We start from the raw sequence: 16,705 nt of genomic DNA on the forward strand, positions 1-16,705 counted from the left end.
TCCAGTAGCATTATCAAGATTCAATAAATCTAAAAATTAGAATTAATTGATGGCAAAATCAACGTAAATCCTTGACTTTTTCCTAAAATTTTACTATCATTTAAATTTATTTTATCCATAGTATCTTTGTCTAATAGCAAATAAGATTTATTAAACAAGATTTGTTGTAAAACTGGTACAGTTGCAGCAGTAACCTTACAATCACTATAAAAATCTAAGCTAGGGCGGCCATAAGCAAAAGAAGTATAAATTTGTGTTCCTACTGGCACGTTTGCCCGAATTAATGCTGCGACTGGCTTCACTGGAAAAGCTTCATTTAATTCCCAAACCCAAGACTGGGAACTCATCAACAATGCTAAAACTAAGTACATTCCAGAAAATAAAACTGGAATAAAATTGCGATCACGCTTTTTAATCAGCCATGCTGCCATACCCATAGTTATGGCTAGCACAATGCCCATGATAATTAACACAGGCTGAGGATCAGCAATAATAAAATAAACACAACCTGCCAAACTAATGATAGCTATCAAAGCTAGAAATGTAGCCCAAAGTTTGACCTTAAACTTCCGTTCCTGCCAAATGTAGCTTAAGTTAACACCAATTGCTAAAGCTAAAAATGGATAGATAGGCATCACATACCAAGGAAGTTTTGTTTTCATCAAAGAAATTGTTAATAAATAAACAATTGTACTGATGAGAATTAAACAACCCCAAGCAGTATGACGTTGTTTCCAGCTTAAATATAAGCCTCCTGGTAAAAACAATAGCCAGGGAAAAGCATATTTGAGTAACTCAATTATATAGTACCAAGGTGGCCCACTATTACCTTCAACCGCTTGCCCTAGACGATCAAAGGCTTGGGCTTGAAAATGTACTTGTAAGAAATCGTTGCCATAATGCTGCCATTGTGACACATACCAAGCAATAGCAGGAGCATTACCTAACAGCATTCCCAGCCATAAATATGGATTTTTCAATAATATTATTTGTCTATTTGCAAGCAGAAATAACCCAACTATTCCTCCCAGTACGACCACTAACATACCTTTAGTTAAGGTAATTAGTCCCAAACAAAAGCCTACACCAAGAGCATATTTTTTATCATGACGAGCTTTCAGCAGGCAAAATAATAATAATAGAAAAAAAGAAATAGTCATACCATCTAACATTGCTAGCCTGCCATGACGTACCACAGGCAACATTGTCAAGTACACCAAAGCAGCAAACAAAGCTGGTAGATTTTCTGTAAAAACTAAACGCCCAACCAAATAAAGTAAAGGCACTCCTAAAGCCGTTAACACTGCACCAGGAAACCTTGTGGTAAATTCTTGCACTCCGCCCAGTTGGTAGCACAACGCAATTAGCCATTGCATCAAAGGTGGTTTTAATAAAAAAGGCTCTCCCTGAAGGGTAGGATACAGCCAGTTACCAGTACGATATATTTCTCTGGCAACGATAGCATAAGTTCCTTCATCCCAGTCTCGTAAGGGTAAATTACCCAAAAATATAAGCAACAAAACTAGAGATGCTAGCAACAAACCCAATAACCATTCTTTTTCTTTGAATGGATGCATATTTTAAATCCAAATAATCTTTTATTAACAAGTTGAGCAGCAGCTATAAATCTATATATATTTATAGCTGTGTGTTTTTGATTATAAATGGATACGGTTATGGTATATAGCAGTAATCAATGTGACTTTATATCAAAATATTAGCTTTCACTGCTCTTCATCTAATATTAATTACTCATATTTTAGAAATGAATTATTGGTAAAAATTTCATGATGTTTGTTATGGTTTTTAAAGTTTTTAATTCTGGTATATCTGGGTTCAGTCGTTCTGCGATCGCCAATCTTTGTGCAGCTTGTGTAGGTTGAAAATTATACAAATAAATAAAAGCTAAGTAAAGCCATGCATAAGGATTCTGAGCATCATATTTAGTTATTTCTGTTAAATTTTGGATTAGTTCTGGAACTTGACGCTGTAAAAGTTGTGACAAAGCTAGAGTGTAACGCCAGTTGAGGTTATTTGGTTCGTTTTTTAAGTGATAATTACCTGCCAATTCAATTTGTTTTAAATAATCTTGAGTAGGGTCATATTGATTAAAATTATCTATCTGCACAAATATATTATCTAATTTACCTTGTTGGAACTCAAGCGCTAATTGTGACATTCGGGAAACTAAGTCTAGCGATGGGGATTTATCTACTTTCCCTTTATCTGTTACAGTCACAGTAATATTTGGAATATTTAAAGGTGTAACTTTGTAGTTTCTTCTATTTAAATATAGTGCTGATAATTGATATTTTCCTAATGGTAGTGATTTGGGAACAAATGTGGCGATCGCTTCCGTTACCCGAAAACTTCTTTCTGGATGACATTTCATACCACAGTATAAATTACCCAAAGCGATCGCATGATCGTGATACCAGGATGATTCTTGATTTTGCCATTTTAATAGTAATAGTCCATTTTGCAAATCATCCCATGAACCTGTTATTTGATAAGTAACGGAGTTATTTTTATTTAATACTACTTGGTTGGAAATCACTATTTTTTCTAAAGTGATTTGAGAAGGATTAATACTCAAATTTTCTATAAAGATATCAGGATTATTTCGATGATATAATCGCAGTTTATCACCATTAGGTAATACCCATTCATCTTGTAATTTTAAGTCAGGAGAAGATTCCACCATAGATTTTAATTTCCGTTTAGTTTCTCCCCTTTCTCCTGGTTCATCTGGTTCATTATCTCTGGTAACATACCAAGAAAAATACTGTAAGTCTTGCTCCACTTGAGATAATTTTGTAGTTAATTTTCTACCATATACGCGAAAATCGGCCAATGTCCCAAAATAATCTAAAGTAAACTCATTAACTTCAGGTGTAGAAACTGGAATTACCCCTAAAGTTGACCTTAAATATGGGTCTGTTTGGGTAATTTTATCTATCAATTGAGCAAGAGGGTATTTTTTAGCTTCATCATTAGGTAAATGTTGACCTCCCCAGGCTTGAATTAGCGGTAAAGGAAACAAATTATTTAATAAAACTATGCCACTTATTATCAAAGTTCCTATTCTTAGTTTATCAAAAAATATATTTTTAACTAAATTAAAAAATACAGCGAATATTAGACTAATTACCGGAAAAATCGGCAGAATAAATCTAATATCTTTATTTGTGCCAAGAGAACAAATTATATAGCTACTTACCAGAAAAATTAATAACCAATTCATAGCCGAATTATTCAAATTGGCTTTAAGTAAATCATTAGTAAATTTGTGTTTAATAAAGTAAACTAATAAAATGCCGATGCTCACACATAATATTGGTAAACCAACAGTTTCTGGTATCATTTGTGGATAAAATAACCATCCAGCAATAGTTGTGGGAGCAGGATCGCCTTCTACTTTTCCAACTTGGTTAGCGCTTAATGCTGATGTAATAATTGTTAACCAATTTAAACCATACCAAAAACTACAAATTAACCAAGCTAAAACCAAAGATAAGCATGTTTGAATTAGCTTTATAAATTTCCGTTTCCTGATAAAGCTAATTAATGTATAAATACTTGGAACTAAAATAAAAATAAAACCTGTAGGTTTAGCCAACATGATTAACCCTATCCCTAATCCTAAGATGAGGGTTAATCCCCATGATAAAAATTTAGTATAACTATCTTTCCAAATTGTTAAAATTGTGAAAGTTAGTATAACAAGTGCTGTTAAACCATAATCTAATAAATAATCTGTCCGCATCATTCCCAATATGGGAAATAACAGACAAAATGTGCTGGCAGTTAAGCTAATTTTTCTGTTATTAAATAAATAATTACTTAACTCATATACTGATACTATAATTATTGCAGTATATAGTAAATTAACCAGGCTCGCCTGATCGTAGCCTCTGCCAAATAGTAACAAAAACGGTACAGTACAAATATATACAAAAGGAGCGCGATAGCTAGGAGTTAATTGCCAGAGAGATAACCACCACTCACCTGAAAATATATTAAAATTTTGAAAAATTCTATAATGATGTAATGCTGTTGTTAAATGTGCGCTTTGATCATAGGATGGAATTGATTCATCCAAGAAAAACCACATTCTATCTATAGCTAATCCTAATAACCAAATTATTATCAATATGATATAATCTTTTTGAATTTTAGGCTGAGTAGAGAAATTCATACTTATTTATTATTAAATAAAATTTGAACACAACTTTAACATTCGCTACAGACAATATATAGTTAAATATTATTTTTTTACTTGATATTGTGTGTAAAAAATTAAAATTTTTAATAATTTTTTGCTAAATAAACAATAACAGTGAATCAGCCCATCTACTCTCTAGTCATTCCCATTTATAACGAAGAAGAAAATATTTCTGAAATGTATCGTCGTCTGAGTCATGTAATGGAAAAGCTAGACGGGGAAGTTGAAATAATTTTAATTGATGATGGTAGTCGTGATCGGTCTTTAAACATGATACGCGAACTTCATCAACGCGATCGCCGAGTGCGTTATCTCAGTTTTGCTCGGAACTTTGGGCATCAAATTGCAGTCACAGCAGGACTGAACTTTGTCCAAGGTAAAGCAGCCATCGTTATGGATGCTGATTTACAAGATCCTCCAGAGCTAATCTTTAGCATGATTGAACAATGGCAACAAGGTTACCAAGTAGTTTACGCTAAACGTTTATCTCGCAAAAAAGAAAGCTGGCTAAAACGATTTACTGCCTATTGTTTTTATCGTATTCTTCAAATACTAGCTAATGTAGATATCCCTGCTGATACTGGAGATTTCTGCTTAATGGATCGACAGGTAGTGGATATTCTTAATGCTATGCCTGAGCGCAACCGTTATATTCGCGGTTTACGCGCTTGGGTTGGGTTTCGCCAAACTTCTGTATATTTTGAACGAGAGCCTCGTTTTGCTGGAGAAGTTAAGTATACTTTTCGTAAGTCTTGGGCATTAGCAATCGATGGCATTATTTCATTTTCCAGAATTCCCTTAAAGCTGGCTACTTTCGTAGGATTACTCTCATCTGGGATAGCCTTATTAATGATATTGCTAGTGCTGTATTGGCGCTTATTTGACCCAGTTTCTCCCCTAATTGGCTTTACTTTGATTACGATTGCTATGTTTTTTATGGGTTCTGTTCAATTAATTTGTATTGGTATTTTAGGCGAGTATATTGGCCGGATATATGAAGAGGTTAAAGGCCGCCCTATTTATACTTTAAAAGAAACTGGAGGTTTTGTTAATAAAACAGAAATTTAACCTAAATCAACCCTCTATTTGACGTAGTAAATTTTGATGCTATTGGATAATTTTTAATTAATTTAAATTGTCAATTTTCAGCTATAAAATTAGGAAATTTCTGTGACCCCACAAGAATTTGGTTTACTGCTGATGTCAGTTCTCATAAGTGTCGCAGGGCAGTTTTTTTTAAAAATAGGTGCTATTAAGTTAGGCAGAGTTCATGCAGGGAATGTTGTTAATCATATTCTTAGCATCGTGACAACGCCTGAACTTTTAGTTGGGTTAGCCTGTTATGCTCTGGGTGCTGTAGCCTATATCCTACTTCTAACTAGAGTCAAGCTGAGTGTTGCTGGCCCATCTGTATCGATAGGTTATATTTTCTCAGTTTTAATAGGTTGCTTTATCTTGAAGGAATCTATTCCTTTGATACGCCTGCTAGGTTTAAGCTTCATCGTGCTGGGAGTAATCTTAGTTGTCTGGCAAAAATAAATTCAAATTACATCTGCAAGTTTGATACACTAGACAGCCATCATATCAGTTTTCAAACTTGAAAAGAAAGTTAGCTGCGCTTTGTTTAACCCAAAAAGTAATTTAATGTTGGGTTTCGATCCTCAAACCCACTTGCTACCCTGCGCTAATAGTTACTCTTCTTTTGTCAAAAGCGCTATGCGTAGCCTGCTTAACCGTAGGGGTACGAGTTATACTCTTGATGTATTAGTATATTTTTTTACTATGTTTTGAGTGATCGCCCTCTTCGTGAGCCAGTCTATAAATAGATTAATGCTTCGCTATTTGTTTTTACAAGATTAAATAAGCTTACACATCAAATCTATAACTGGTATTTTAATTCAGCTAGTTTACTTAAAACAAGCTTAAAATATTGTATTAAAAGCAACCATGTATTTTATCAGCCTTCAAGGTTATTATATTCATATTTATGATATAATACTACGCGTCTAGTACATATAACTTAGTAAAACAAGGTAATAACTAGAAACTATACTATAAATTCAGTATTAAATTTGACCTTATTTATGAAAAATTCAGTATAATTGGGATTAAATCTTAGCCAAATAAAGCCATTTATCATCAAGCTTAACTTATAGATACTTAATAGCTGACGTATCAGCCCCAAAATTAAAAGTCAGATAACAATAACATTCTTATCTGAGAATTAATAAAGCGTATCTACGTTAACGACTAAGTTATCTTTAGCAATGAGAAACTATATTCTATTGATTGTAGTCTCTTTACTTTATAAAAGGTAAAAAGATGCATCAATCAATTGTAAATTTAAGTTTTTCTTAAAAAGAAAGAAATGGCTATGGATTGTACAATATATCTTGTCAATGATAAAACTGAATAATTAGTTTGATTATTTTAAAGTAGATCCTGCGCCTCTAAACCAAATAATTAACTAGCCTACCTGTTAAATAAAAGTACAAAACCTAGAAGACTATGTACTAAGGGCTAAACATTTTCCCAATCAATCCATTGATGAGGGGAAACACAAATAAGCCAAGCCAGTACTACTAATAAAGGAATTTTTATAGATCCAGCAACTAAACTGATAGTTTTGTTTTCTATATCAATTTATTCATAGGTATAATTGCTAGCTTTAACCTTAGTAGGTGTGATAGTTGATATTAAATGTTAGCAAATATTTGATAGGTAGCAGTCCTCTTCAAGCTAGATAATCTAGGCTTCATTTTAATTTTGTAGTCTATATGCTTGATTTCTAAATTTCTGTTAATCTTGATTCAAATTTTCAGGATTACTAGAAAGTAACTGAATATCTAAGTATATAAAGAAAATGTGCTATAACGTACCGTCAGATATTTAACTGATGGTTCGACCCTTGAAGGAGCTATTTTAGTGGAAAGCAATAAGTCGTTTTTTTGGACGCAAGGAATATTAGTTGCGCTAGTTGCCTTAGTTGGTAGTTTTAGTCTTGGTTTAATGATGCTTGTCAAACCAAATGTTTCTGAAGCTCAAAGCCAACCAAGCATAAATGAGAACATCATCGTCGCTAAAGCAGGAACTAGGCAGCGTATTGAGGGATTAAAAGCAACGATGCTTACAAGTTGGCAGCAACAAGCAAAAGCTAAGGGCTTTGCTTATGCTTTACCACCACGTTTTTTAGGAGCAACCATTCAATCAGCAAAATTAAGTAACACTCAAAAAGTAATTGCTCTCACCTTTGATGATGGCCCCTGGCCGGAAACCACTGCACAAGTATTAAATATTCTCAAACAAAATGAGATTAAAGCCACATTCTTTGTCGTGGGGCAAAATGTGAAGAATTATCCAGATCTAGTAAAGCGGGTGGTTGCTGAAGGGCACACCATTGCTAACCATACTTGGCATCACTGGTATCATTTTATGAATCCACAAACATCTGCTTATGAAATTGATCAAACAACAAATTTAATTTTTCAACTTACAGGCGTAAAAACAAATTTGTTTCGGCCACCAGGAGGAATGATGCATAACGGTTTAGCAGCTTACGCTAGAAATAGCAAGTACGCTATCGTCATGTGGTCGTCCGACTCTGTGGACTACTCGCTTCCTAGTGTGCCACGCTTGATCAATAATGTGTTCAGGCAAGCAAAACCGGGTGGTATTGTGCTAATGCACGATGGTGGTGGTAATCGTTCCCAAACTGTGCAAGCTTTACCAACAATTATTGCTAACTTTCGGAAGCAGGGCTATAGCTTTGTTACTATTCCAGAACTTTTAGAAATAGAAGATAAAGAGCAACAGTTAATTGCAAATAAAAAGTAATATTTAATTACTAATAACTGCTATCAAGTTAATAGGTAAAAAAATTAAAAATTACTCATGAAGTTATGATTTGTAATTTAGAGCATAGTGTATTAGATACTACGCTTTAAATATATACATATTTTCGTTAAGCTTTCTCAGCCTTCAATTAATCGTTAGACTTCTTGCATAAGTCTATTTTTTGTATATCGAACCACCGATAAATACACACAGATGCACACAGATAAATATCGGTGTGCATCTGTGGTTCATTTCTTTTGATTTTTTCAGATTTTCGCAATAAGTCTAATAGCCATAAACTAAGTGAAGCATGGCTAATGACTAATAACTAAACCTTACTGAGCTGTTTTGTTTCGGTACTTGCTTCTGAAGTATCAGCCTCAGAAGGTGGAACCAATTGCCAGAATTTAGGTAAGAATTCTTGCCAGTTTTGCAGAATCATCTGAGCTTTTGGTGAACCAGTGCGATCGCAATGAGTTTTGATTAATTCTTGCAATTGCTTTTCACCAGCTTCTGTCATTACCCGTTGGATTTTGACAATTTCCCGATTAACTAAATCAGGGAAGGAGCCGTCTTCATCTAAGAAGTATGCCAATCCACCAGTCATCCCAGCAGCGACGTTGCGACCAACTTTACCGAGGACGACAATTACACCGCCAGTCATATACTCGCAGCAATGATCCCCAGCGCCTTCAATTACTGCCATAGCTTTGGAGTTACGCACAGCAAAGCGCTCTCCTGCTAAACCGTTGGCAAACAATACTCCACCAGTAGCACCATAGAGGCAGGTATTGCCAACTATGACATTTTGTGCAGGGTTATAAGTAGCATCGGCAGGTGGTTTGATAATAATTTCGCCACCATGCATTCCTTTGCCTACGTAATCGTTTGCTTCTCCTTCTAGGGTGAGAATCATGCCAGGAAGACTGAAAGCACCAAAACTTTGCCCTACACTGCCTTGGAAGTTGAGATTAATTTGCCCTTCAAAGCCGCTATCACCATACTGAGAAGCGATCGCCCCAGCTAACCTAGTACCTACTGTTCTGTCGGTGTTGACTATTTTCACGGTCTTGGTGACAGTAGACTGGTGGTGAATGGCAGTTTGAATATCGGGATCGGCAAGCAATTGGTCATCTACAACCACGCCGTTGCTATGAACTTCTTCGTGTACTAACCAGCCACGATTTTCTTTGGCATCTGGTAGCTGAAGTAAGCAGTTGAGGTTCAGTGCTTGCGTCTTGGTGAGTTGCACATCTTCGCGCAATTTCAATAAATCTGCACGTCCAACCAATTCTGACAAAGAACGATAGCCGAGTCGCGCTAGAAGGCTCCGGACTTCTTCTGCCACAAAGTAGAAGAAATTAACTACGTGTTCTGGCATTCCTGTAAAGCGCTTCCGCAGTTCTTCTTTCTGAGAAGCAACACCCACAGGGCAGTTATTTGTATGACAAATCCGCGCCATAATGCAGCCTTCGGCAATCATTGCGATGGAGCCAAAACCAAATTCTTCGCCTCCCATCAATGCACCTATTACCACATCCCAACCACTCTTAAGACCGCCATCTACACGTAAAATTACGCGATCGCGTAGACTGTTTTGCATTAAGACGCGATGCACTTCACTCAAGCCCAGTTCCCACGGAGAGCCAGCATGTTTAATCGAACTCAGCGGTGACGCTCCAGTACCGCCATCATGACCAGAAATCTGGATGATATCGGCGTTTGCTTTGGCTACACCAGCGGCGATCGTTCCAATACCAATTTCTGCTACCAGCTTCACTGATACTTGAGCTTTCGGATTAATTTGGTGCAGGTCAAAAATTAGCTGTGCCAGGTCTTCAATCGAATAGATATCATGGTGCGGTGGTGGCGAAATCAGGGTAACACCAGGCTTTGATCGCCTTAACATGGCAATATATGGACTCACCTTGGGCCCAGGTAACTGTCCACCTTCCCCTGGCTTGGCTCCTTGGGCGATTTTGATTTCAATTTGTTTGGCGCTGGCTAAGTACCCTGGTGTGACACCAAACCGTCCCGATGCAACTTGTTTAATCGCGCTAGAAGCAGTATCGCCATTCCGCAATCCTCTCAAGTGCGGTAGGGTGGGCGAGTGGCCAGACTCGTCTACATCATCTAAAACTTTGTAGCGTACTGGATCTTCGCCACCTTCACCAGAATTGGATCTACCGCCAATGCGATTCATGGCGATCGCTAGGGTTTCATGGGCTTCCCGTGATAAAGCGCCCAAGGACATACCACCTGTACAGAAGCGTTGGACAATTTCACTGATTGACTCTACTTCTTCTAATGGAATTGGTGAGCGATCGCTCCCGAAGTCTAACAAGTCACGCAAAGCTGTAACTGGTCTACCTTGCAAATGCTGTTTATAAACTTCGTAGTGGTCGTATTTCTTCCCATCTACAGCCTTATGCAGTGCTTTTGCCAGTTCGGGGCTGTTCATGTGGTACTCGCCGCCACGACGGTACTGCACAAAGCCCAAGTTCTCTAACTTTTTGCTCGTCAGTTCTGGGAAAGCTTTGTGATGAAAAGATAATATCTCTTGTGCCAGTTCCTTAACACTCAAACCACCAATCCGGGAAGCTGTACCATAAAATCCCAGTTCTAACAAATCCCCACCGATACCAATGGCTTCAAAGATTTGTGCTGCTTGATAGCTGGACAGTAGAGAAATTCCCATTTTGGAGAGAATTTTCAACAAACCAGATTCTACAGCTTTGCGATAGTTGGCTAAAGCTTGCTCTAAGGTGATGTTGGCAATTTGACCCCGTGCCATAAATTGTTGGGTTTTGGAGTCAGACCACCAATCGCGCACAGTATCTAAAGCCATATAAGGGCAAACAGCACCAGCACCATAGCCAATCAGACAAGCAAAGTGATGGGTACTCCAACACTGGGCAGTATTCACAATTAGCGACGCTTTCATCCGTAATCCTTCACGGATGAGGTGATGGTGTACTGCACCCACTGCCAACAAAGGCGGAATGTAGCTGTACTCAGTTCCTAATGGAAAGCGTTGGTGCAGCCCGCCGCAAGCATCGCTCAATATCAGAATCTTCGCACCTGCGCGCACCGATTCAGCCGCTTTTGCTTGCAGAGACTTAACTGCTGCTTTCAACCCTTCTGGGCCTGAGGCAATTTCAAATAGCGTTGACAGCTCAGCAGTTGCAAATCCCGAAAGCTTAATCGCCTCCAACTCTGTCTCAGTCAGTACTGGGGAATCTAGCTTGATTCTGCGGGCATACTCTGGTTTTACTTCTAATAAATTACCCCGCTCACCCAATTCCACTTTCAAGGACATTACGAGCTTTTCCCGTAGAGGGTCGATCGCTGGGTTTGTTACCTGTGCGAAGCGCTGCTTAAAATAGTCATAAAGCAAGTGAGGTTTTTCTGACAACACTGCTAGAGGAATATCATCCCCCATACAAAAAGTTGGCTCAGAGCCTTGCATTGCCATTGGCTGAATCACCATTTCTACATCTTCTGTGGTGTAGCCAAAGGCAACTTGATGTTGCAGCAAGGTTTGTCTATCAGCTTTATCTGTTGTTATTTGTTCGTTGCCAGTTGCAGAATGTCCGTTACCATTTTTGCCGTTTGCTTGGTGACCATTACCATTGACTGCTGAAGACTGCCCGTTAACCAATTCCTTGAGTTCCTGACGGTGTTGTCGCAACCATTCCCCATAGGGGTGTTGCTTGGCAATGCGCTGCTTGATTTCCCAATTTTTCAGCACCTCATGGGTTGCTAAATCCACAGCAATCATTTGCCCAGGGCCAAGTCTGCCTTTTTCGATAATGTTGGCTTCGGGGAAATCCACCACGCCTGCTTCAGAAGCCACAACTATATAGTCATCTTTAGTGATCACGTAACGAGCTGGTCTTAAGCCATTGCGATCTAATGTGGCTCCAACTTTTTGGCCATCACTAAATACTAAAAGTGCTGGACCGTCCCACGCTTCTTGCAAGCCGCTGTAGTATTCGTAAAAATCGGTAATCTCTGGATAGTTCTGCAATGAAGGCTGATTTTGGTAAGCTTCTGGAACCAACATCATCAAAGCTTCCAAGGGGCTATGTCCAGAACGCACCAGTAACTCCAGTACGTTATCTAAAGTAGCAGAGTCACTATTGTCAATGTGAACTAATGGTTTGAGTTCGTTAATGCGATCGCCCCATACTGGATGATTTAGGCTAGCTTCTCGTGCCATCATCCAGTTGATATTACCCAACAAAGTATTAATTTCCCCATTATGACCCAAAAGCCTCATAGGTTGAGCTAAAGGCCACTTGGGTAGGGTGTTAGTACTAAAACGGCGGTGATAGACAGCAAAGGCACTTTTATAATTGGGATTTTTTAAATCATCATAAAACTCTCCCAACACAGCCGAACGCACCATGCCCTTGTAGACAATTGTGCGGCTCGACAAGGAACACACATAAAAGTCTTCTGAGATGTTTTTTGCAGCTTTAACAATTCGGCGTCTGGTAATATAAAGTTGCCTTTCCAGCGCATCACCGCTTTTGTTAGCAGAAGATAAGAATACTTGTTCAATTTGGGGTTGATTTTCTTTTGCTTGTACTCCCAGCAAATCAGGCTGTACTGGCACTACTCGCCAACCCAGTACAATTAATTGTTCTTCAGCAGCTATTTGTTCAACTGCTGTCCGAGATTGTTTTGCTGCTTCGGGATCTTGTGGTAAAAATATCATCCCCACGGCCAAGTTTTCAGTAGCTAAAGATTCCAACCCTTGTGGTGTCTGCGCTTGCTGGAACAACTCCCAAGGGATCGCCGTCAATATCCCTGCACCATCACCTGAGTCTTGGTCTGCACTACAACCACCCCGGTGTTCTAAGCAAGCCAAAGCAGCTAAGGCTTTTGTCACAATTTCGTGGGTGGCAGAATTCTGGCGATGGGCAATAAAACCCACACCACAGGCATCTCGTTCCTCTACTAACCACCGTTGCCCCTGATAAGTATCCCTGTCAGCATCTGAAAATGACATTTTCTGCACTTGATTCATCGGTTTATTATTCATAGTCTGTCCCTAAAATGCTGAGTTACGAATTGTGCCACTACTTATGAGAAAGATTTTTAAGATTGAGCAATGGAGAAATATAAAATCACCGAAATTTAGGGAAAAAAAATTTTAACTTCGGTTTTACTTTTGGGTTTACCCGTGTTAAAATAATCGCGTTATTTTTATGTGTTTATGCTGAGTTAGACAAATTAGTTTTGCCCTAATAGTCTTCTATTTATATCGTGAAGCTAAGTATTTTCTCAATTATCTACTTCCCAGATGACAGCCACTTTTCAGTACAGCCAGTCTCGGCAAACCTGAAACAAAACTCAATCTGAACGCTTCACCGAAGTTTGCTACCGAAATTATGCTGATGCGGTAACAAAATCACCCTATTACACTATATGCCCATTTGACAATTCCTAAATATCTCTGTTGTTATCTAGATTTTTGCTAATTTATTGATTGCCAACTGCGTCACTACTAGCTATACCTCACTTAGATAGCAGCAGTAGCAACCATTGGTGAGGAGAGAATAATTTAATCCAGCTTGGATAACCAAGACTACCGTCATGGGCTGCTGGAAGTGCCAGTTAAAACACTGACTAACAGCGGTTTTGGTAATAGAAAGCTTGTTGACTTCTAAAAGAGATAGCAAGCCAACATATATACTATCACGTTTGTTCAAAGCTCAACTCATTCTTTTTTAAGAGTTCCGCATTAATTAGTGAGCCGACATCTTGGGTGATAGCTTTCAACAGTATCTAGCGAGTGATCATGAAAATGCCTAATTGCTACCAACATAAATATAAAAGTACTCTTGCTAATCAAGGTCATAGGAGATTTTTCTGGACTACTGTGTCGCCAATACTGGCAACAGCGCTGTGCTTATATACTACCAATGTTACGACGAGTGCCCAACAGCTACCCAAAACTACCACACCTAGACCAACCTTAACTTCGCAGTCACCTACAGTACCGTTACCAGGGGTGTTATCTTCTGGTAATCAAATTTCTATCAATGGTCGTATCCTGACAGGGGCTTGGTTGCAGCGACCTGGCTCTACTGGTCAACTGACAACTCATCTGAGTGATGGGGCACTCAAGCAATTCATTGGAGTAGATTTTTTAAACAGTAAAAATCCAGTCAGACAACCAGTAAATTGGTTTACACCAAGTGCCAAACCACGGATTTTAGCCGCTTGGTTGCAAAGAGGATATCGTTATCTAAATATTACGACTTTTGCTCAAACCGCAGGATGGCAGGTGCAAGCCAATGGCAACATCTTGGTGATTTCTACTCCAGCAGCAAAAGTGACAAATATTGTTGAAATCCAAGAATCTCCAGAGGTTAGCATAGACGTTCTACAGACGGCTTCGCAAGGGGTAGCTCCTCAAAAAGAGGCTCGCATCTTTGTAGATTTAGATCGCCCAACTCCGTGGCAAGTTACACAAGAGTTACCAGTCAAAACTTCTCCTGATCCCGACACTCCAACCCCTAAACCATCTGGACCACCCAATCGAGAGTGGAAAATTACTCTAGATGGAATAGCCGATCCCGTATTGATAGAACGCTATACTCCCCCACCTACCACACCAGTACCGATACCTCTGCCAAACCTGCTCAAACAATTATTACCAGCATCGGTGTCACCAGCACCAACTCCAGAACCACTGATTAAACAAGTGGAAGTGGTCAACAACCAAACAATTATTCGTCTGAGCGTCCCTTTTGGTCTATCTCCCCGAATTAGTACTATTGCTAACCCCAATCGCCTAATTATTGATATTCGACCCGATGCGATGGTAGAACGCGATATAAATTGGGCGAGGGGATTGCGCTGGCGACAGCAGTTTTTTAATTTAGGCACAGAACGTTTTCCGATTGTCTGGCTAGAAATTAACCCCCGTGCCTTTGGGCTAACGCTGAAACCGATTAGGAGTAACCTCAATGCCCTAGCAGGTACTGCTCCCTTAATTCAAACAGCACAAAATTATTTAGCAGTAGCAGCAATTAATGGTGGTTATTTTAACCGCAATAATCGATTGCCTTTGGGTGCAATACGTCAGGATAATCAGTGGCTATCAGGCCCGATACTGAATCGGGGTGCGATCGCTTGGAATGATTCAGGGCAATTTTACTTCGGTCGTCTCACCTTGGAAGAAACTTTAATTGCTCCTAGTAACCTGCGGTTGCCAATTCTCTTTCTCAATAGTGGCTATGTTCAAAGTGGTATCGCTCGTTACACTCCTGTTTGGGGCCCTTCTTACACACCCCTAACAGATAACGAAATTCTCCTCATTGTTCAGAACGACCAAGTTACTAATCAGCTACCAGGTGGTAAAGCAGGACAAACCAGCATTCCTATTCCTCAGGATGGCTACCTACTAACTTTGCGCGGCAATGCTAGCAATGCTGCTTCACAGTTACCTATTGGTACCGCACTCAACATTACCAACGCCACAGTTCCTAATAACTTTAGCCGTTATCCCCACGTCATAGGCGCAGGGCCACTATTGATCCAAAATCGGCAAATTGTCCTAGATGCTAAAGCTGAAAAATTCAGCGATGCCTTTATCGCAGAAAAGGCAATTCGTAGTGGCATTTGTACAACTACCACAGGTAACCTGATGATTGCTGCCGTGCATAATCGTGCAGGTGGGCCGGGGCCAACTTTGGCAGAACATGCACAACTTATGCAGCTTATGGGTTGTGTAGATGCCCTCAATTTAGACGGTGGTAGTTCTACGAGTCTTTACTTAGGAGGGCAACTACTTGATCGTTCCCCTAATACTGCTGCGCGTGTCCATAATGGCATTGGTATTTTCTTGGAACAAAAGCGATAAGAGATTAGAGATTGGGCATTGGAAATAATTTTGCATTTCTTAAAGCTAATCTCTATTTTAAAGATTAAAATAAGCTGCTCTTTTAGTTGATGAAGACTTGGTATAGACGCAGTAATTTTAGTAATAGCGTTTTACACCGTAAAGGTTAATTTTGTTATGTTTGGCAAAGTGCAACTGAATAACTGATTGTTGCGGCACGATCACGCCAGCTTTTTCATCAATGGTTCATAGAGTACAGACGGTTTGTTATGTCTTCAAATGAGGTCACTATGGTTCAATTTTCAGAAACAGCACAAACTAACACTCTGCCCTTACATCCAGCCATTACTTCCAGAGGCGTTGCTGCAACTGAGTTGCGCCCTTGGGGTTCTTTTACAGTGTTGGAAGAAGGGCGCGGATACAAAATTAAGCGCATCGAAGTTAAGCCTGGACATCGCCTCAGCCTGCAAATGCATCACCACCGCAGTGAACATTGGATTGTTGTCTCAGGTACAGCTAAGGTAATTTGTGGCGAAAAAGAAGTACTACTGAGCAATAATCAGTCAACTTATGTACCCCAGTGTACAGCCCACCGTTTAGAGAATCCTGGAGTCATTCCTTTAGTGTTAATTGAAGTGCAGAATGGGGAATACTTGGGCGAGGATGATATCATCCGCTACCAAGATGATTATGCCCGGACTGCGGATCAAAACCGTTAAAGGCTTACAAATACTGAACAGCATTGCTCTAAAAACTGAAGATATTCTTGTGTCAGAAGTTTTTGGTAA

Annotated in this window: 9 protein-coding genes; 5 read left to right on the forward strand and 4 right to left on the reverse strand. The window is 39.1% G+C overall.

Features of this window, described 5'->3' with window-relative positions:
• Positions 1-29: 29 nt before the first annotated feature.
• Together AC5JL8_RS14375 and AC5JL8_RS14380 are read right to left on the reverse strand one after the other, a co-directional pair.
• Entirely contained in the window at positions 30-1,577 is a 1,548-nt protein-coding gene (locus AC5JL8_RS14375; protein WP_495880442.1) for an ArnT family glycosyltransferase, read from the reverse strand.
• A 182-nt stretch (positions 1,578-1,759) separates the two neighbouring features.
• Positions 1,760-4,198, reverse strand: a complete 2,439-nt coding sequence (locus AC5JL8_RS14380; RefSeq protein ID WP_495880443.1) for an ArnT family glycosyltransferase — start codon at positions 4,196-4,198, stop codon at positions 1,760-1,762.
• A 141-nt stretch (positions 4,199-4,339) separates the two neighbouring features.
• Between AC5JL8_RS14380 and AC5JL8_RS14385 the strand changes: the two genes are divergently transcribed.
• The 3 genes from AC5JL8_RS14385 (at position 4,340) to AC5JL8_RS14395 (ending at position 8,059) form a co-directional block, all read left to right on the forward strand.
• The gene (locus AC5JL8_RS14385; RefSeq protein ID WP_495880444.1) at positions 4,340-5,293 is read left to right on the forward strand and encodes a glycosyltransferase family 2 protein; all 954 of its coding nucleotides are present in this window, start codon (positions 4,340-4,342) and stop codon (positions 5,291-5,293) included.
• A gap of 102 nt (positions 5,294-5,395) precedes the next feature.
• The gene (locus AC5JL8_RS14390) at positions 5,396-5,764 is read left to right on the forward strand and encodes an EamA family transporter (protein ID WP_495880445.1); all 369 of its coding nucleotides are present in this window, start codon (positions 5,396-5,398) and stop codon (positions 5,762-5,764) included.
• A gap of 1,386 nt (positions 5,765-7,150) precedes the next feature.
• Entirely contained in the window at positions 7,151-8,059 is a 909-nt protein-coding gene (locus tag AC5JL8_RS14395) for a polysaccharide deacetylase family protein (protein WP_495880446.1), read from the forward strand.
• A 328-nt stretch (positions 8,060-8,387) separates the two neighbouring features.
• Here AC5JL8_RS14395 and gltB read toward each other — a convergent pair whose 3' ends face one another.
• Positions 8,388-13,109 carry a glutamate synthase large subunit gene (gene gltB, locus AC5JL8_RS14400; protein ID WP_495880447.1) on the reverse strand — a complete coding sequence of 1,574 codons (4,722 nt, stop codon included), beginning with the start codon at positions 13,107-13,109 and terminating at the stop codon, positions 8,388-8,390.
• A 469-nt stretch (positions 13,110-13,578) separates the two neighbouring features.
• Complete coding sequence (locus AC5JL8_RS14405) at positions 13,579-13,779, reverse strand: hypothetical protein (RefSeq protein ID WP_495880448.1); 201 nt, start codon at positions 13,777-13,779, stop codon at positions 13,579-13,581.
• A gap of 95 nt (positions 13,780-13,874) precedes the next feature.
• Between AC5JL8_RS14405 and AC5JL8_RS14410 the strand changes: the two genes are divergently transcribed.
• Positions 13,875-15,938 carry a phosphodiester glycosidase family protein gene (locus AC5JL8_RS14410; protein ID WP_495880505.1) on the forward strand — a complete coding sequence of 688 codons (2,064 nt, stop codon included), beginning with the start codon at positions 13,875-13,877 and terminating at the stop codon, positions 15,936-15,938.
• Positions 15,939-16,207: 269 nt separating this feature from the next.
• Positions 16,208-16,636, forward strand: coding sequence for a phosphomannose isomerase type II C-terminal cupin domain (locus AC5JL8_RS14415; protein ID WP_495880449.1), 429 nt, complete (start codon positions 16,208-16,210; stop codon positions 16,634-16,636).
• Positions 16,637-16,705 lie beyond the last annotated feature (69 nt).

It is taken from the genome of Mojavia sp. (assembly GCF_059505145.1).